This is a genomic window from Bradyrhizobium japonicum USDA 6 (genome assembly GCF_000284375.1).
Taxonomy (GTDB): domain Bacteria; phylum Pseudomonadota; class Alphaproteobacteria; order Rhizobiales; family Xanthobacteraceae; genus Bradyrhizobium; species Bradyrhizobium japonicum.
Genome location: NC_017249.1, coordinates 1,295,185 through 1,311,627, shown reverse-complemented (window position 1 = coordinate 1,311,627; position 16,443 = coordinate 1,295,185). Strand labels below are relative to the sequence as shown.

Below are 16,443 nucleotides of genomic sequence, written 5' to 3'. Positions count from 1 at the left end.
AATGCGCGATGACGATTCAACCCAATCTCATCGCGCTTTGGCCGGCGAACGGAGGAAGCCCATGATCCACGCCACTTGCCATACCGCCGATAACATCCGATGCCTCGAGTTCGATGCCACGCCCTGGTTCAGCGAGGCTGACGTTCCGAGCATCATCGATCTGGCCCGGCGAGGCTGGACCAGCACGGCGATTGCAGAGTCCCTCGAGCACCGGCGAGGATACGAAGGCCTGCACGATCTCGTCGAGTATGCGGCGAAGCGATTGCAATCGGAATCCCTGGAGGACCCGACCTGGGAAACCTTCGAATGTGTCGTCGATGGACCCGAGGCCATCGCCTGGCTCGAGAAAAACCGGCCCAGCGTCGTGGCAAGGATCCCGTAAGCCGCGCGGATCTATGGCCGGCGCGGGAACGACTGGCGAATATTCGATTGCGGTAATTGAAAAACAGGAAGAGAGTTTGACAGTCGGACCCAACAAGCCCCCACGGCTATCACCGAAGGAGGAGGGAATGACCGCTCATAAGAATTACGGATGGAAGCCGCCCACTGCCGCCCAACGTGAGGCGCAAAGGGTCTTCAAGGAAACCGATGCCAAAGTAGCGATTTCCGAGCATGAACGCATCCAAGCGGCGTTTCATGCAAACCGCGAGAGGTTAAAGGCTGAACGACTTGCTCGCGAGGCCGAAGCGGCGGCCCGGAAGCACAAGAGCCTGATTACGGCCCACTCTCCGAATGTGCATGGCGGTCTGCGGCACCGCTGATACGCGCATTCAAAATTATCAATCGGAAAGGGCAGGCGCTTGCGAAGTGCAAGCCGGCTTAGTGGTTCGGCTGCGCACGCAATTCGGTGGCAGCCTATTCAGCCCTCTCTACCGAAGTGGCGCGCCCGGAACGATCCGCCCCCCCGACCCGATTGCGGCTCTCGAGCGCGAGGCCTATGTTGGCATCCGGCAATCACGCGGCCGCCCATCGTGCGGCGGGGCAGCCTCACGGTGGATGGCTCGCATATCCATCCGAAAGGCTATGCCATGACCATTGCCCCCACGCTCCACCGATACCTGGCTGCCGAGAACATCGAGTATGTCGAGATCCCGCACGTTTTCACCATGTCATCCGCGCGCACGGCGCAGGCCTGCCACGTCTCGGGCGATCGTTATGCCAAGGCCGTCGTGCTGCGCCATGACGGCGGCTACATGCTCGCGATCGTTCCGGCATCGCACCGTCTCAACTTGCCGGACTTGAAGGAGAAGCTCGGCGCGGATCTCGTGATGGCGAACGAAACCGAGATCAACAGGCTGTTCGCTGACTGCGCGCATGGCGCCGTTCCGGCGGTAGGCCGGTGTTACGGGCTCGATCTCATCGTCGATGACAGCATCCGCGCGCAGCCCGAGATCTATATCGAAGCCGGCGACCATGAGACGCTGCTTCACCTGACGCATGCACAGTTCGAACGGCTGACGGCCAATGCGCCGCATGGACGCTTCAGCACCCACGCTTGACGCAGCATGGCGGCGGGATGATTTTTGCGGGATGATTTTTCCTGCGCCTTCGTCGCGGCGCGCGTGCGGTCGCGCCCGGTTCGTAGTATGATCGCGTCACGGGGGCTGCGTTCGCAACGGAGGTCCTCCATGAAGGTCAAGGACGTGATGCACAAGGGTGTCGATTGGGTCAGCCCGGACACCCCGATCACCGAGATCGCGAAGTTGATGCAAGGGCACGACATCGGCTGCATTCCGATCGGCGATGACGACCATCTGGTCGGGATGGTGACCGATCGCGACATCGTCTGCAAAGGCCTCGCGAGCAAGAACTTCAACGCCGCGCGCATGACGGCGCGGGACGTGATGACCGAAGGCATCCATTGCTGCCGGGAAGACGACGATCTGGCGAAAGCCGTGCATCACATGGAGACGCTGAAAATCCGCAGGCTGCCCGTGATCAACAAGAGCAAGCGGATGGTCGGCATGATCAGCCTGGGCGATGTCGGCCAATTCGCCAGCGTTGATCTGTTGACCCAATGCGTCAAGGGCGTGTCGGCCCATCATTGATGGCGACCGCCACCCGGCGCCCGGAACTTCGTCGCATCGCTCGCAGGACCCCGCTGCCGGCGAACGCGCACGCAGTGACACGCGACCTGCCAAGAAGCTGCTCCGCAGTCTTCTCTCCCCCAGTGTCACCTGCGCAGCTAATTCTTCAATTCGTTCTTCAGCTCATTCTTGGCGTTCCGCATCTTGCTCGCTCCCCTGAGCGGGGGCTTCGGCGGCGGAGTCGGATTCGCCCAGCCTGCCATCTGCAGGCAGGTGAGCAGATCGACATAGCTTTCTATTCCCCCTGCAGCAGCCTCGCCTTCGCAACTATCGCGCGCGGGGCCCGGAACTGTCAGCCAGGTCGAGCTCAGCTGTTGCTGCGCAATTGTCTCATCACGCACGCATTCGCCGGCGTCCTGCGCCAGGGAGAGCCCCGAGGCCTTGTCGTCCGCGGAAACGTCGCGGCAGAGAGCTTCCACGTTGAAGACGGGTACACGGTCCGAAATCGGCATCGCGGGCTGGCCAAGAAGCGGCAGGACCAGAAGCGCTGCTTTCATGAGATCCTCCCTTGAATCGGGTTGGTCGGGAAAGCCCGGGCAAGGTTAGGCCGGGTTTGTTTCCGGCCGGCTTCGCCCGGCCTGCAAAGGGTTTCGTCCTTGCCCGATTGTGGGGCGCCGCCAAAAGACTGGAAATGGCGCGCCACGGCCGATGACGAAGCTTACCCGGGTGTCCGCACGTAGAGCGAGATGAACCGGTCGATCATCGGGTTGATCTGCTCCGGCACCTCCAGCGACAGGAAATGCCCGGAGCCGACCGCCTTGGCCGTGACCAGCTGCGGGCACAGCTCCGCAAAACGATCCAGATCCGCGAGCCGATGGGCCGCTTCGATGTAGAGCACCGGGACCCGGCACGCCTGGGCGCATTCACGCGCCCGATGCACATCCCAGGGGAACAAACTTGTAAACGTGGACACCAGCACGTGCTGTGGCGTCGCCAGAAAGGTCTGTTCGACATGGGCGCGGCATCTATCGGTCGGCAGACAGGAGTCCGCGACGATTTTCCGGACCTCGTCCGCAAAATTCGCGCCCCTCAAGCCCTCCAGATACCCGGCGAACACCGCCCCTGCCGAGGCAGGGAAGAGCACCCCTGAATCGAGCAGCACCAGGCCTGCAGGAAAGTCCGGATAGCGGGCGGCGATTTCGAGCGCCATGTTGCCACCCATGCTTTGACCCACGATGACCGGCCTTGTGATCTGCTGTCGGTTGCACAGAAAGACGAGATCATCGGCGAAGCTTTCGATCGAATACGCCTGTTGCGGCTTGTCGCTCTCACCATGCCCCCGCAGCTCGGCATTCAACGCCCGACCTTGACGCGCGAAATACTCCATCTGCGGCGCAAAATGCGTGCGATCCCCGCCGAGGCCATGGACGAACAGGAACTGAAGCGGTCCCGCGCCGGCAATGTCGAAGGACAGCTGGATGCCGTCATGCGCGAGCTTCATGGGTCATCTCCGTATTCACCGAAATGTCCAGGCGTCTCTGGCGAGACCTTAATCTAAACGGGCCATCACGGCCGGTGAAGATGGCCACTCCTGCTTCGCCGTGGTGCCATGATGCTGCGGCCGACCAAGTGCTCCCGGCTACGCCTCGCCAGGAAGGCGTCGGTTACCTGCTCCAGGCTTACGCGATTACGAATAGTGAGCTGCCGTGCGACGACGTCGTCCGGCGCGGAAATGGGAGGTTTTGGAGTGCCCAGTTTTGTAGCGAAATGGCGCGCCCGGAACGATTCGAACGTCCGACCCTCAGATTCGTAGTCTGATGCTCTATCCAGCTGAGCTACGGGCGCGTTTTTCGCGAACAGTGCGGGCTGGGCCCGCAGGCAGCCTCCGGACAGCGCCGGAGGGGTGCGAAAGAGCGCTCTGACTAACCGCTCTTGTCTCGATTGGCAAGGTCTGGATTGGGGAGATTTTCGCGTATTTGCCCCTCTCACCGTCATTCCGGGGCGCGACTAAGTCGCGAGCTATGGTGCGCAATTGCGCACCTGAGAATCCATAACCAACAGCAGGGGTTATGGATTCCGGGCCTGGCCCTTCTGGCCATCCCGGAATGACGAGAGTGGTCGAGATTGCCCCGGTCGCTCACTCGGCCGCTGGCCGACTACGCCCTCTGACGCTCGTTGCGGATGGAGAGGAGTTCCACGGGGCGGTCGGGGATGACGATCCGGAAGGTGGCGCCGATGGTGCCCTCGACCAGATGGATCTCGCCGCCATGGGCGCGGACCAACTCTGCGGCGATGGCCAAACCAAGCCCGCTGCCGCCGGGGCGGCCGGAGGTCTGGAACGCCTCGAACAGATGGTCCCGGGTCTTCTGGGGGACGCCGGGGCCGGTGTCGGAGACCTCCAGGATGGCGACGGCACCTTCGCGCTTTCCCGTGATCCGGATCTGCTGCGCGCCGCCGTCGCCCGACGAATGGCTTTCCAGCGCCTGGGCGGCGTTGCGGACGAGGTTGAGCAGCACGCGGAAGAGCTGGTCGGGATCGGCATCGACCGCGAGCCCGCGCTCGATCGCGGCGACCCAAGCGATCGAGGCATCGCTGGCGAGGCCCGCGGTTTCGCGCACCTCCAGCACCACGGGCTCGATCATGATCATGCGGCGGTCGGGCGCCGCTTCCTGGGCGCGGCCGTAGGACAGCGTCGACTGGCAGAAGGCGATGGCGCGCTCGAGCGAGCGCACCAGCTTCGGCGCAAAACGCTGCACCCGCGGATCCGGCACGCTGGCGAGCTGATCGGACAGAAGCTGGGCCGACGCGAGCAGATTGCGCAGATCGTGGTTGATCTTGGAGACGGCGAGGCCGAGGGCGGCGAGCCGGCTCTTCTGGTGCAGCATCGACATCAGGTCGCGCTGCATGTCCGACAATTCGCGCTCGGCGACGCCTATTTCATCGCTGCGCTGGCTCGGCACGATGATCCGCGCCGAGCTTTCGGGGTTTTCGTGGAAGCCGACCAGGCTCGCGGTCAGCCGCCGCATCGGGCGCACGAAGAGATAATGCAGCGCGAGATAGACGAGGCCCGCGGTCAGCACCGCGATGATCAGCGCGACCACCACGACGTTGCGGGAGAAGCGATACATCTGCTGCCGCAGCGGCAGCTCATCGGTCACGATCTCGATGAACTGGGCGTTGCCGACGCCGGGCCCGACGATGCGGATGGCCTGGTTGCCGGTCTCCAGCATCATCCGGAACGAGCCGGTGATCGCCTCCCACACCGTCATGTCGCGCAGGTCGATGTCATGCTCGATCGCGGTGGGAAGGTTGTCGCTGGCGAGCAGCCGTCGCTGCTGCCCCATCTTGATGGCGACGGCGCGCGCATTGATGCTTTTCAGGATCTCGCGCGACAGCGACTCGGGGACCATGCCGAGCGGGGCGGCGTCGAGCACCAGCGCGGCGGTGTTGGCCGCCGCGACGCGGTCATTGAGCCGGTTGACCCAGAAGTTGGCGATGGCGGGCACATAGAGCAGGACGGCGGCGATCATCACGAGGGGGACGGTGAGCAGCAGCAGCTTGCCGGACAGGCCGAGCCCGCTGGGCCCACGCGGCCGCATCGCCGGCTGGCCCGGCTGATCCGTATCATGGACCGGCTGGAGGTCTGTCGCTGCCACGAAATTCGCCCCTGTTGGCTTTGTTATAGAGCCTGGCTGATGGAAGATGCGACCCGGCCGGGGGCCGGTCAAATTACGGATCGCTAATCTCTCAAGGTGGGATGTAAGCTCGGATATCGCGAGTCGCTACCTCTTGGGTTAAAAACCCCGCACAAACAGCGATATTCACCGGAACAGCGCGGTCTTGCGACGTTGACGAAAAGAAGACGCTCCCTTATAAGCCGCGCAAATTGTCCGCGATGACCCGGTGCGCACGCCGGGAGCGGCTCTCTTGGGGCCGAAAAGGGCCCATTTTGGGCCGCATCTTCCGGACTTTATCATCAATTCTACAGGCAAATTGCCCGGTCAGCGGAGAAAAACCCGTGAAGCGGACTTATCAACCCAGCAAACTGGTGCGCAAGCGCCGTCACGGCTTCCGTGCCCGCCTCGCCACTGCCGGCGGCCGCAAGGTTCTCGCCGCCCGCCGCGCCCGCGGCCGCAAGCGTCTGAGCGCCTGAGCCGGACCCCCATTTTTGGGATTTCATCATGGATCGGCTGAGGCAGCGAGCGGATTTCCTCGCCGTTGCCAATGGCGCGCGGGCGAATAGTCCCGCGTTCGTCCTGCAAAGCCGCCGCCGCGACGACAGCGGCCCGATCCGGATCGGCTTCACCGTTACCAAAAAGAACGGCAACGCCCCCGAGCGCAATCGAATCCGGCGCCGGCTTCGCGAATTGGTGAAGCGGCTCGATCCGGTGTCGATGCAGCCCCATCATGATTATGTACTGGTTGGCCGAAGGGACGCGCTCTCGCGCGACTTCGCCACCATGCTCGACGACCTGCGCATAGCGTTCACGAAGCCTGCGCGGCATACGCACAAGGGACGCGGCTCAAGAACCGACGGCTCAAGGCCCGGCCCCGCTCCTGCGACCAGCCGCAAACCGGATTGATGACGAGACAATAGTGATGACCGACAATCGCAATACCATCCTCGCCGTCATTCTCTCCGGCCTGGTGCTGATCGCCTGGCAGTATTTCTACAACGTGCCGGCGATGGAGAAGCAGCGCGCCCAGCAGCAGGCGCAGGCCGAGCTCCAGAAGAACACGCCGCAGCCGACGGCCTCCGCAACGCCGGGCGCCGCGCCGCAGCCCGGCAGCGCGGCCCAGCCGTCAACGCCGGCCGCGAACCAGGCCCAGCCGGTCGTTTCCCGCGAAAGCGCGATCGCAGCCAGCCCGCGCGTGAAGATCGACACGCCGCGAATTGCCGGCAGCATCTCGCTGAAGGGCGGCCGCATCGACGACATCGCGCTGGTGCAATACCGCGAAACGGTCGACCCGAAGTCGCCGCCGATCATCCTCTATTCGCCCTCGGGCACGGCGGAGCCCTACTACGCCGAGTTCGGCTGGGTGCCGGCGACGGGCGTGACGGCCAAGCTGCCGGACGCCCAGACCCTCTGGCAGCAGGACGGCAGCGGCAGCCTGACGCCGACGACGCCGGTGGTGCTGAAGTGGGACAATGGCGAGGGCCTCACCTTCCGCCGCACCATCGCGGTCGACGACCATTATCTCTTCACGCTCAAGGACGAGGTGAGCAATGTCGGCAACGCGCCGGTCACACTCTACCCGTTCGCGCTGATCTCGCGCCACGGCACGCCGCAGGTCTCCGGCTACTACATCCTGCATGAAGGCCTGATCGGCTATCTCGATGGCTTGCAGGAATACGCCTACAAGAAGATCGACGAAGCCAAGGCGGTGAACTTCAAGGCCACCAATGGCTGGCTCGGCATCACCGACAAGTACTGGGCTTCGGCACTGCTGCCCGACACCAGTGCGCAGCTGCAGGCACGCTTCTCGTCGAACCCCGTCGGCAACGTCCACACCTACCAGACCGACTATCTGCTCGATCCCGTCACCGTCGCAATCGGCGGCACCGCGACGGCGAATGCGCGGCTGTTCGCCGGCGCCAAGGAAGCCGGCGTCGTCGGCGTGTTCCCGTTCGCCGGCCTCGGCGGCTACAACAAGGAGCTCGGCCTCAACCATTTCGATCTGCTGATCGACTGGGGCTGGTTCTACTTCATCACCAAGCCGATGTTCCTCGGCCTCGACTTCTTCTACCGCTTCTTCGGCAATTTCGGCATCTCGATCCTGCTCGTCACCGTGATCGTCAAGCTGCTGTTCTTCCCGCTGGCCAACAAGTCCTACGCCTCGATGGCGAAGATGAAGTCGATCCAGCCGCAGCTTCAGGCGCTGAAGGAGCGCTTTCCCGACGACAAGGTGAAGCAGCAGCAGGAGATGATGGAGATCTACCGCAAGGAGAAGATCAATCCGGTCGCCGGCTGCCTTCCCGTGGTGATCCAGATTCCCGTGTTCTTCTCGCTCTACAAGGTGCTGTTCGTCACCATCGAGATGCGGCACGCGCCGTTCTACGGCTGGATCAAGGACCTCTCCGCGCCGGACCCGACCAATTTGTTCACCTTGTTCGGCCTGATCCCGTTCGATCCGACGACGATTCCGGTGTTCGGCCACTACCTCGCGCTCGGCATCTGGCCGATCATCATGGGCATCACGATGTGGTTCCAGATGAAGCTGAACCCGACGCCTCCGGATCCGACCCAGCAGCTGATCTTCAACTGGATGCCGTTGATCTTCACCTTCATGCTGGCGGGCTTCCCGGCGGGCCTCGTGATCTACTGGGCCTGGAACAACACGCTCTCGGTGCTCCAGCAGAGCTTCATCATGCGCCGCAACGGTGTGAAGGTGGAGCTGTTCGACAATCTCAAGGCGACGTTCGCGAAGAAGGCGACGTAGCTCTCCGTCATTGCGAGGAGCGAAGCGACGAAGCAATCCAGAGTGCCTCCGCGGATGCATTTCTGGATTGCTTCGCTTCGCTCGCAATGACGAAGGTAAACAACTGAAGGCCTTCGCATGACCGAAGACAAAGATGCGAAGCTGATCGAAACCGGGCGAAAGCTGTTCACCCGCGACTGGCAGTTCATCTGGGCCTCGCCCTCGATTGCGACGCTGCCGCCGATGGATGGGCTGGAGATCGCCTTTGCCGGCCGCTCCAATGTCGGCAAGTCCAGCCTGATCAACGCGCTGACCGGCCGCAACGCGCTTGCGCGCACCTCGCATACGCCAGGCCGCACCCAGGAACTGATTTTCTTCGAGGTCCCCGGCAAGAAGGACCTGCGCCTCGTCGACATGCCCGGCTACGGCTACGCCAAGGCGCCGAAGACGCAAGTCGCGTCCTGGACCGAGCTGATCCACAAATTCCTGCTGGGGCGCGCCTCGCTCGCGCGCGTCTACGTGCTGATCGACGCGCGGCACGGCCTCAAGGAGGTCGATCTCGAAATCCTGGGGACGCTCGACCGTTCCGCGGTGAGCTACCAGATCGTGCTGACCAAGGCCGACCAGGTGAAGGCGTCCGAACTTCAATCCCGCATCGCCGAGACCGAGGCCGCGCTGGCAAAACATCCGGCGGCGTTTCCGAACGTGCTCGCGACTTCGTCGCGAAGCTCGACCGGCATGGCTGAACTGCGCGCCGCGATGGCGAAGCTGCTGGAAGAGCGAACCTCGTGACGCTCGCGTTCCGCCTGCTGATTGGGCTTGCCGGTTTGATGGGCGCCGCTGGCGTCGCACTGGCCGCCGCCTCCGCCCACGGCGCCGACGCCAGCCGGCTCGCCTCCGCCAGCGCCATGCTGCTGTTTCATGCAACTGCCATACTCGCAGGCGTCGCCCTGCTCGCGCGCGGCCTTCTGCACGGCGGAATTGGCCTCGTCGCGGCGTTCGGCTTCCTGATCGGCGCCGCGCTGTTCGCGGGCGATCTCACCTTGCGGCAATATGCGGGGCACTCGCTGTTTCCGTATGCCGCGCCGACGGGTGGGACGGTGATGATCCTGAGCTGGCTGGCCGTGACGCTCGCGGCCGTGGCGGCGCGGAAGTGATGCTCCATCTTACCCTCCCCTGGAGGGGGAGGCTAAGAGGCAACACCCACTTTGCGCCGCGCCCGCCAATCGGATAGAACGCGCACCGACAGTCCCGCCAGCGAGATCCGCCTCATGACCGACATCTCTCCGCTCGACCAGGCCCGCATCCTGTCCGAAGCGCTGCCGCACATGCAGCAGTATGATGAGGAAACCATCGTCATCAAATATGGCGGCCATGCCATGGGCGACGAGGAGACCGCGAAGAACTTTGCCCGCGACATCGTGCTGCTCGAGCAGACCGCGATCAACCCGGTGGTGGTGCATGGCGGCGGGCCGCAGATCGCCACCATGCTCAAGCGCCTCGGCATCCAGTCGGAGTTCGCGGCAGGCCTGCGCATCACCGATGCGGCGACCATCGAGATCGTCGAGATGGTGCTGGCCGGCTCCGTCAACAAGCAGATCGTCGGCTACATCAACGAAGCCGGCGGCAAGGCCGTGGGCCTGTCGGGCAAGGACGCCAACATGGTGAAGGCGTCGAAGACGACCCGCACCATCGTCGATCCGGGTTCGAATATCGAGAAGGCGATCGATCTCGGCTTCGTCGGCGACCCCGAGAAGGTCGACCTCACGCTGCTCAACCAGCTGATCGGCTACGAGCTGATCCCGGTGCTGGCGCCGCTCGCGACCTCCAAGGAAGGCCAGACGCTCAACGTCAACGCCGACACCTTTGCCGGTGCGGTCGCCGGCGCGCTGAAGGCGAAGCGCCTGCTGCTGCTCACCGACGTGCCGGGCGTGCTCGACAAGTCGAAGAAGCTGATCCCGCAGCTTTCGGTGAAGGACGCGCGAAAGCTGATCGCCGACGGCACCATTTCCGGCGGCATGATTCCGAAGGTCGAGACCTGCATCTACGCGCTCGAACAGGGCGTGGAGGGCGTCGTCATCATCGACGGCAAGATGCAGCACGCGGTGCTGCTCGAGCTCTTCACCAACCAGGGCACGGGAACGCTGATCCACAAGTGAGAGACGCGGAGACGAGAGATTTCGTCGTGGCCGGGCAAGAGCGCGAAGCGCGTCTTCGCGAAGATGTCCCGGCCATCCACGACCTTTGGACCCGCACTAAGAACGTGGATGCCCGGGACAGGCCCGGGCATGACGAGTTGAGGGCTCGGCGACATCATCGCTCATTCCTGACCCGTTTCCTGATGACGCTGCCCGCGGCGGCCGTCTCGTTCTTCTTCTCCTCCGCGCCCGCCCTGGCCGACCTCAAGATCTGCAACCGCATGTCCTATGTCGTCGAGGCCGCGATCGGCATCGACGACAAGGCGGCGACCGCGACGCGCGGCTGGTTCAGGATCGATCCCGCCAACTGCCGCGTCGTGGTGCAGGGCACGCTGACCGCCGACCGCATCCTGCTCAACGCCCGCGCGCTCGGCGTCTACGGCGCCTCGCCGATCCCGCAGAACGGCAGCGACATGCTGTGCGTGGCGCAGGACAATTTCGTCATCGCGGCTGCGCGGCAATGCCGCAGCGGCCAGACCCAGGCCGCGTTCACCCAGATCACGCCGACGCAAGCCGCGGACGGCAATTTCACGGCCTATCTCGCCGAGGATTCCGAATATGACGATGAGCAGGCCCGCCTCGCCGGCATCCAGCGGCTGCTGGTGATCGCGGGCTACGACGCCGCGCCGATCGACGGCGTCGACGGGCCGAAGACGCAGGCAGCACTTGCCGCCTTCCTGAAGAGCCGCGGACTGGCGGCGGACATCATGTCGTCGCCAAACTTCTTCAAGACCATGGTCGATGCGGTGCAGACGCCTTCCGCAACCGGCCTGACCTGGTGCAACGACACGCCGCACAAGGTGATGGCGGCGGTCGCCACCGACGACGGCAAGTCGGTGACGAGCCGCGGCTGGTATCGCATTGATCCCAAGACCTGCCTGCACCCCGATGTGACCGGGCAGCCGAAGCAGATTTTCAGCTTCGCGGAAGCCATCGACGCGGACAACCGGGTCATCAAGCTGAAGGACAAGCCGCTGAACTGGGGCGGCGACAAGCAGCTCTGCACGCGCGAGACCAAGTTCGAGACCAGCGAGCAGGCCGATTGCGGCGCGCGCGGATTCGCGGCGACGGGTTTTGGCGTGGTGGACATGTCGAGCGGCGGCAAGACGCTGCGCTTTGCGATGCCTTGATTGAGAGACCAGTTATGAATCCACCCCGCACTTTTGCCCACGTCGACACCTGGGTGTTCGACCTCGACAACACGCTTTACCCGCATCACGTCAATCTGTGGCAGCAGGTCGACGCGCGGATCGGGGAGTTCGTCTGCAACTGGCTGAACATCGGCCCGGAGGAGGCGCGCAGGATCCAGAAGGATTATTATCAGCGCTTCGGCACCACCATGCGCGGCATGATGACCTTGCATGGCGTGCGCGCCGACGACTACCTCGCCTACGTCCACAAGATCGACCACTCGCCGCTGGAGCCGAACCCGGCGCTCGGCGAGGCCATCGCAAAACTGTCGGGGCGCAAGCTGATCCTGACCAACGGCTCGGTCGACCATGTCGATGCCGTGCTGGCGCGGCTCGGCCTGGCAACGCATTTCGACGGCGTGTTCGACATCATCGCCGCCGGGTTCGAGCCGAAGCCGTCGCCGCTGACCTATCAAAAATTCCTCGCCGACCATGCCGTCGATCCGACCAAAGCCGCGATGTTCGAGGACCTCGCCCGCAACCTCACCGTCCCGCACGCGCTCGGCATGACCACCGTGCTGGTGGTACCTGATGGTACCAAGGAAGTCGTGCGGGAGGACTGGGAGCTGGAGGGCCGGGACGCGCCCCATGTCGACCACGTCACGGATGATCTGACCGGGTTTTTGGCGGGGCTCTCTCCCAGATAACCGCTGTCGTCCCGCGGCGCGAAGCGAGCCCCGGGACGACGACCGAGTATGCCTTGACTCCTCCCCGCCAAATCCCGAAAAAGCGCCCAATCCGTCAAAATTCTCATTTCCCAGAGGAAATCCCGATGTCCCTGTCCGCCCTCGAATCCACCATCAACAGCGCCTTCGACGCACGCGACGGCATCTCGACCTCGACCAAGGGCGAGGTGCGCGAGGCCGTGGACCAGGCGCTGGAGATCCTGGACAAGGGCGAGGCGCGCGTCGCCGAGCGCGGGGCCGACGGCAAGTGGAAGGTCAATCAATGGCTGAAGAAGGCCGTGCTGCTGTCCTTCCGCCTCAACGACATGGGCGTCATTCCCGGCGGTTCCGGCAAGGCGACCTGGTGGGACAAGGTGCCCTCGAAGTTCGAGGGCTGGGGCGAGAACCGTTTTCGCGACGCCGGTTTTCGCGCGGTGCCGGGTTCGGTCGTCCGCCGCTCGGCCTTCATCGCCAAGAACGTCGTGCTGATGCCGTCCTTCGTCAATCTCGGCGCCTATGTCGATGAGAGCACCATGGTCGACACCTGGGCGACCGTGGGCTCCTGCGCGCAGATCGGCAAGCGCGTGCACATCTCCGGCGGCGCCGGCATCGGCGGCGTGCTCGAGCCGCTGCAGGCCGAGCCCGTGATCATCGAGGACGACTGCTTCATCGGCGCGCGCTCCGAGGTCGCCGAAGGCGTGATCGTGCGCAAGGGCGCGGTGCTGGCGATGGGCGTGTTCCTGGGCGCCTCCACCAAGATCGTCGACCGCGAGACCGGCGAGGTCTTCATGGGCGAGGTGCCGGAATATTCGGTGGTGGTGCCCGGCGCGCTGCCCGGCAAGCCGATGAAGAACGGCCACATCGGCCCGAGCACGGCCTGCGCCGTGATCGTCAAGCGCGTCGACGAGCGCACGCGCTCGAAGACCAGCATCAACGAGCTGCTGCGGGATTGAGACTCTCTCTTCTCCCTCTCCCCGTTCTTACGGGGAGAGGGTTGGGTTGAGGGGCCCCTCTCCACGGATGAGATTGCCGTGAGACCTGTACCCCCTCACCCGGATCGCAAGTGCGATCCGACCTCTCCCCGCAAGCGGGAGAGGTGAGCAGTGGCGCCAGCCTGCCTCATCGAACCCTCTGTCCCTCCATCGCGACCAATCACCGGACGGCCTCCGCTGCCCGGAACCTTCGCCATGGACTGGACCTGGTACCTCTTTCGCTTCGACGGCCGCATCAACCGCGCTTTGCTGTGGCAGGCGCTGCTGATCGTCGCGTTGCTGGCGGCCGTGCTCGGCGTGATCGGTCAGGTGATCCACCTCATCGACGCCGAGGGGGCGTTGAAGCTATCCCTGAAACTCGATTTCGACTTCGGCCTCGGCGACCTCTTCAAGCTGGTCGATCCCCGGGCCTATCGCTAGCTGACGCCCGTTGATCGCACCAACCTGATCCTGAAGGCGTTCGGCTTGTCGCTGTTCCTCTGGATCTATCTCGCGACGGCGATCAAGCGGCTGCATGATCGCGACAGGAGTGGCTGGTGGCTCGTCCCGTTCTTCTTCCTGCCCGGTCTGTACAACCAGTTCTCGGACCTGTTGCCGAACTCCACCTGGATGCTTCCGTTCTGGCTGGTCGCGTCCATCCTGTGGCTGTGGGGGTTTGTCGAGATGTTCATCGTATCAGGCAGCGTCGGCGATAACCGGTTCGGTCCTGATCCATTGGCCAAGACCGAGGACGGCTCGTCCCCTGCAAAAAGCTGGGACCAGCAAAGCGAGCTCGAATTGGTGCCGCCCAGCGCTAGCCCACCCGGCGGCATGCATGTTAAGCGGGGCGCATGACCGATGCTCTCTCGATTGCCCGCGATCTCATCCGCTGCCCCTCGGTAACTCCGGCCGATGCCGGTGCACTCGGGGTGCTTGAACAAGCCCTGAACGCCGTCGGCTTCACCTGCCACCGCGTGACCTTCAGCGAACCAGGCACAGCCGACGTCGACAATCTCTATGCGCGGATCGGCACTGAAGGCCCGCACATCACCTTCGCCGGCCACACCGACGTGGTGCCGCCCGGCGACGAGAACGCCTGGAGCGTCGGCGCGTTCTCGGGCGAGGTGAAGGACGGCTTTCTGCACGGCCGCGGCGCGGTCGACATGAAGGGTGGCATCGCCTGCTCGGTGGCAGCCGTGCTCGAGCATCTCGCAGCCAACGGCGGCACGCCGCGGGCCGATGGAAAGGGCTCGATCTCGTTCCTGATCACTGGCGACGAGGAAGACGTCTCCATCAACGGCACCATCAAGCTGCTGAAATGGGCCGCGGAGCGCGGCGAAAAGTTCGACCATTGCGTGCTCGGCGAACCCTCCAATGTCGAGACGCTCGGCGACACCATCAAGGTCGGCCGCCGCGGCTCGCAATCCGGTACGCTCTATGTCGACGGCGTGCAGGGCCATGTGGCCTATCCGCACCGCGCGTCCAATCCGGTGCCTGATATCTCGCGGTTGATCGTGGCGATCAGTGACGAGCCGCTCGACCATGGCAGCGCGCAGTTCCAGGCCTCCAATCTCGAATTCACCTCGGTGGACGTCGGCAACAAGGCCAACAACGTCATCCCCGGCGAGGCCCGCGCAAAATTCAACATCCGCTACAATGACAACCACACCCAGGCATCCTTGCGCGAGCTGGTCGAGACCCGCCTGACGAAAGCCTGCGGCAACCGCATCAAGGCCCGCATCGTCTGGGAGCCCTCGAACTCGAACGTGTTCGTGACCAAGCCCGGCCCGTTCACCGACCTCGCGGTCTCCGCGATCGAGGAGGTGACGGGACGCAAGCCGGAACTGTCGACCTCGGGCGGCACCTCGGACGCGCGCTTCATCTCCAGCTACTGTCCGGTGATCGAATTCGGCCTGGTCGGCCAGACCATGCACCAGGTCGACGAGCGCGTGCCGGTGGTGGATCTGGAGAGATTGACTCAGGTGTATCGGGGAATTTTGACGCGGTATTTTGGGTAAGCGCTGCCCTCACCCAGCACGCCGCTGTCATCGCCCGACTTGATCGGGCGATCCAGTATTCCAGAGACAGCAGTGATTGAACCGAGAAGCCGCGGCGTACTGGATGCCCCGGTCAAGCCGGGGCATGACAGCGGTGGGCGCGGCGAGAGCGGGCGCTCTCCGCACTGACGCGCTCCTCAATAATCCACCTTCATCAGATACAGCCCGTCAGGCGGCGCGACGATGCCGCACGCCGCGCGGTTGCGGGCTGCGAGCGCCGCTGAGAGATCGTCCGCGGTCCAGCGGCCCTCGCCGACCCAGACCAGCGATCCCACCATCGAGCGCACCTGGCTGTGCAGGAATGAGCGCGCCGAGGTGACAATCGTGATCTCGCGGCCGTCGCGCAGCACGTCGAGCTGGTCGAGCGTCTTCTCCGGCGATTTCGCCTGGCACTCGGTGTCGCGGAACGTCGTGAAATCGTGCTTGCCGAGCAGACGTTGTGCCGCCGCATGCATCGCATCGGCATCGAGCCGGCGCGGCACGCGCCAGGCGTGGCCGATATCGAGCGCGAGATTGGCGCGGGTGTTGACGACGCGGTAGCGGTAGTGACGCTTCACGGCCGAGAAGCGTGCCTCGAAGGTGTCAGGGACGATCTCGGCCTCCAGCACCGCGATCGGATGGGGGCGCAGATGCGCATTCAACCCGTCGCGAAAACGGCCCGGCGGAAACTGCTTGTCGATGTCGACATGCGCGACCTGGCCGCGCGCATGCACGCCGGCGTCGGTGCGGCCCGCACCGTGCACGCGCAGATCCGCGCCGGTCATCGCCTTCACCGCCGCCTCTAACGCGCCCTGCACGGACGGCAGCGTGTCCTGCACCTGCCAGCCGAAGAACGGCGCGCCGTCATATTCGATGGTGAGCTTGTAGCGGGGCATCAGTTTCCAGTTCTGCTGTCATCGCCCGGCTTGCCGCCTT

General features: G+C 64.2%; 20 protein-coding genes and 1 tRNA gene. 16 read left to right on the top strand and 5 right to left on the bottom strand.

Annotated elements, in window-relative coordinates; all coding sequences use genetic code 11:
• The first annotated feature begins 1 nt into the window (after nt 1).
• The 4 genes from BJ6T_RS06005 to BJ6T_RS05990 all read left to right on the top strand — a co-directional run bounded on the left by BJ6T_RS06005 (nt 2) and on the right by BJ6T_RS05990 (nt 2,048).
• The gene (locus BJ6T_RS06005; RefSeq protein WP_240537947.1) at nt 2-382 is read left to right on the top strand and encodes a hypothetical protein; all 381 of its coding nucleotides are present in this window, start codon (nt 2-4) and stop codon (nt 380-382) included.
• Nucleotides 383-509: 127 nt separating this feature from the next.
• A complete protein-coding gene (locus tag BJ6T_RS06000; RefSeq protein ID WP_014491402.1) occupies nt 510-761 on the top strand; it encodes a hypothetical protein in 252 nt (83 codons plus the stop codon).
• Between the two features lie 267 nt (nt 762-1,028).
• A complete protein-coding gene (locus tag BJ6T_RS05995) occupies nt 1,029-1,499 on the top strand; it encodes an aminoacyl-tRNA deacylase (protein WP_028160507.1) in 471 nt (156 codons plus the stop codon).
• Between the two features lie 129 nt (nt 1,500-1,628).
• Nucleotides 1,629-2,048, top strand: coding sequence for a CBS domain-containing protein (locus BJ6T_RS05990; protein ID WP_014491400.1), 420 nt, complete (start codon nt 1,629-1,631; stop codon nt 2,046-2,048).
• 137 nt (nt 2,049-2,185) lie between these two features.
• Here BJ6T_RS05990 and BJ6T_RS05985 read toward each other — a convergent pair whose 3' ends face one another.
• From BJ6T_RS05985 to BJ6T_RS05970, 4 genes are all read right to left on the bottom strand, one after another.
• Nucleotides 2,186-2,584: a hypothetical protein gene (locus tag BJ6T_RS05985; RefSeq protein WP_014491399.1), complete on the bottom strand. Its 399-nt coding sequence runs from the start codon at nt 2,582-2,584 to the stop codon at nt 2,186-2,188.
• Between the two features lie 161 nt (nt 2,585-2,745).
• The gene (locus tag BJ6T_RS05980) at nt 2,746-3,528 is read right to left on the bottom strand and encodes an alpha/beta fold hydrolase (protein ID WP_014491398.1); all 783 of its coding nucleotides are present in this window, start codon (nt 3,526-3,528) and stop codon (nt 2,746-2,748) included.
• A gap of 267 nt (nt 3,529-3,795) precedes the next feature.
• Nucleotides 3,796-3,872, bottom strand: a tRNA-Arg gene (locus BJ6T_RS05975).
• 311 nt (nt 3,873-4,183) lie between these two features.
• Nucleotides 4,184-5,683: an ATP-binding protein gene (locus BJ6T_RS05970; RefSeq protein WP_028160145.1), complete on the bottom strand. Its 1,500-nt coding sequence runs from the start codon at nt 5,681-5,683 to the stop codon at nt 4,184-4,186.
• A 362-nt stretch (nt 5,684-6,045) separates the two neighbouring features.
• On the opposite strand from BJ6T_RS05970, the gene rpmH reads away from it, so the two are divergent.
• From rpmH to dapE, 12 genes are all read left to right on the top strand, one after another.
• On the top strand, nt 6,046-6,180 hold the full coding sequence (gene rpmH / locus BJ6T_RS43085; RefSeq protein WP_008542748.1) for a 50S ribosomal protein L34: 135 nt from the start codon (nt 6,046-6,048) through the stop codon (nt 6,178-6,180).
• Between the two features lie 28 nt (nt 6,181-6,208).
• Nucleotides 6,209-6,610, top strand: a complete 402-nt coding sequence (gene rnpA, locus BJ6T_RS05960; RefSeq protein WP_014491396.1) for a ribonuclease P protein component — start codon at nt 6,209-6,211, stop codon at nt 6,608-6,610.
• Nucleotides 6,611-6,626: 16 nt separating this feature from the next.
• Nucleotides 6,627-8,468 (top strand): membrane protein insertase YidC, encoded by a 1,842-nt coding sequence (gene yidC, locus BJ6T_RS05955; RefSeq protein ID WP_028170377.1) that lies wholly within the window; start codon nt 6,627-6,629, stop codon nt 8,466-8,468.
• Nucleotides 8,469-8,585: 117 nt separating this feature from the next.
• A complete protein-coding gene (yihA, locus tag BJ6T_RS05950; RefSeq protein ID WP_014491394.1) occupies nt 8,586-9,239 on the top strand; it encodes a ribosome biogenesis GTP-binding protein YihA/YsxC in 654 nt (217 codons plus the stop codon).
• Nucleotides 9,236-9,604 carry a DUF423 domain-containing protein gene (locus tag BJ6T_RS05945; protein ID WP_014491393.1) on the top strand — a complete coding sequence of 123 codons (369 nt, stop codon included), beginning with the start codon at nt 9,236-9,238 and terminating at the stop codon, nt 9,602-9,604. Before yihA ends, BJ6T_RS05945 begins: the two co-directional genes overlap by 4 nt.
• 114 nt (nt 9,605-9,718) lie before the next feature.
• Nucleotides 9,719-10,606, top strand: coding sequence for an acetylglutamate kinase (gene argB / locus BJ6T_RS05940; RefSeq protein WP_011090823.1), 888 nt, complete (start codon nt 9,719-9,721; stop codon nt 10,604-10,606).
• A gap of 182 nt (nt 10,607-10,788) precedes the next feature.
• Nucleotides 10,789-11,775: a DUF1036 domain-containing protein gene (locus tag BJ6T_RS05935; RefSeq protein ID WP_014491391.1), complete on the top strand. Its 987-nt coding sequence runs from the start codon at nt 10,789-10,791 to the stop codon at nt 11,773-11,775.
• Nucleotides 11,776-11,789: 14 nt separating this feature from the next.
• Complete coding sequence (locus BJ6T_RS05930; protein ID WP_014491390.1) at nt 11,790-12,482, top strand: pyrimidine 5'-nucleotidase; 693 nt, start codon at nt 11,790-11,792, stop codon at nt 12,480-12,482.
• Between the two features lie 125 nt (nt 12,483-12,607).
• A complete protein-coding gene (gene dapD / locus BJ6T_RS05925) occupies nt 12,608-13,453 on the top strand; it encodes a 2,3,4,5-tetrahydropyridine-2,6-dicarboxylate N-succinyltransferase (protein WP_014491389.1) in 846 nt (281 codons plus the stop codon).
• Between the two features lie 234 nt (nt 13,454-13,687).
• Nucleotides 13,688-13,912, top strand: a complete 225-nt coding sequence (locus BJ6T_RS48135) for a hypothetical protein (RefSeq protein ID WP_014491388.1) — start codon at nt 13,688-13,690, stop codon at nt 13,910-13,912.
• Entirely contained in the window at nt 13,913-14,326 is a 414-nt protein-coding gene (locus BJ6T_RS48130; RefSeq protein ID WP_422614565.1) for a DUF805 domain-containing protein, read from the top strand.
• Nucleotides 14,323-15,489 carry a succinyl-diaminopimelate desuccinylase gene (gene dapE / locus BJ6T_RS05910; protein WP_014491386.1) on the top strand — a complete coding sequence of 389 codons (1,167 nt, stop codon included), beginning with the start codon at nt 14,323-14,325 and terminating at the stop codon, nt 15,487-15,489. The genes BJ6T_RS48130 and dapE overlap by 4 nt, the downstream gene beginning before the upstream one ends.
• Before the next feature lie 176 nt (nt 15,490-15,665).
• Here dapE and truA read toward each other — a convergent pair whose 3' ends face one another.
• Nucleotides 15,666-16,403 (bottom strand): tRNA pseudouridine(38-40) synthase TruA, encoded by a 738-nt coding sequence (gene truA, locus BJ6T_RS05905; RefSeq protein WP_014491385.1) that lies wholly within the window; start codon nt 16,401-16,403, stop codon nt 15,666-15,668.
• Nucleotides 16,404-16,443: the final 40 nt, after the last annotated feature.

What these genes read in the sequence shown, in the direction of transcription:
- truA (WP_014491385.1), bottom strand. Translation starts at nt 16,403, where the DNA reads ATGCCCCGCTACAAGCTCACCATCGAATATGACGGCGCGCCGTTCTTC.
- BJ6T_RS05995 (WP_028160507.1), top strand. Translation starts at nt 1,029, where the DNA reads ATGACCATTGCCCCCACGCTCCACCGATACCTGGCTGCCGAGAACATC.
- BJ6T_RS06000 (WP_014491402.1), top strand. Translation starts at nt 510, where the DNA reads ATGACCGCTCATAAGAATTACGGATGGAAGCCGCCCACTGCCGCCCAA.
- BJ6T_RS05930 (WP_014491390.1), top strand. Translation starts at nt 11,790, where the DNA reads ATGAATCCACCCCGCACTTTTGCCCACGTCGACACCTGGGTGTTCGAC.
- dapD (WP_014491389.1), top strand. Translation starts at nt 12,608, where the DNA reads ATGTCCCTGTCCGCCCTCGAATCCACCATCAACAGCGCCTTCGACGCA.
- BJ6T_RS05990 (WP_014491400.1), top strand. Translation starts at nt 1,629, where the DNA reads ATGAAGGTCAAGGACGTGATGCACAAGGGTGTCGATTGGGTCAGCCCG.
- yidC (WP_028170377.1), top strand. Translation starts at nt 6,627, where the DNA reads ATGACCGACAATCGCAATACCATCCTCGCCGTCATTCTCTCCGGCCTG.
- rnpA (WP_014491396.1), top strand. Translation starts at nt 6,209, where the DNA reads ATGGATCGGCTGAGGCAGCGAGCGGATTTCCTCGCCGTTGCCAATGGC.
- BJ6T_RS05935 (WP_014491391.1), top strand. Translation starts at nt 10,789, where the DNA reads ATGACGCTGCCCGCGGCGGCCGTCTCGTTCTTCTTCTCCTCCGCGCCC.
- BJ6T_RS05980 (WP_014491398.1), bottom strand. Translation starts at nt 3,528, where the DNA reads ATGAAGCTCGCGCATGACGGCATCCAGCTGTCCTTCGACATTGCCGGC.
- BJ6T_RS48135 (WP_014491388.1), top strand. Translation starts at nt 13,688, where the DNA reads ATGGACTGGACCTGGTACCTCTTTCGCTTCGACGGCCGCATCAACCGC.
- yihA (WP_014491394.1), top strand. Translation starts at nt 8,586, where the DNA reads ATGACCGAAGACAAAGATGCGAAGCTGATCGAAACCGGGCGAAAGCTG.
- argB (WP_011090823.1), top strand. Translation starts at nt 9,719, where the DNA reads ATGACCGACATCTCTCCGCTCGACCAGGCCCGCATCCTGTCCGAAGCG.
- BJ6T_RS06005 (WP_240537947.1), top strand. Translation starts at nt 2, where the DNA reads ATGCGCGATGACGATTCAACCCAATCTCATCGCGCTTTGGCCGGCGAA.
- dapE (WP_014491386.1), top strand. Translation starts at nt 14,323, where the DNA reads ATGACCGATGCTCTCTCGATTGCCCGCGATCTCATCCGCTGCCCCTCG.
- BJ6T_RS05985 (WP_014491399.1), bottom strand. Translation starts at nt 2,584, where the DNA reads ATGAAAGCAGCGCTTCTGGTCCTGCCGCTTCTTGGCCAGCCCGCGATG.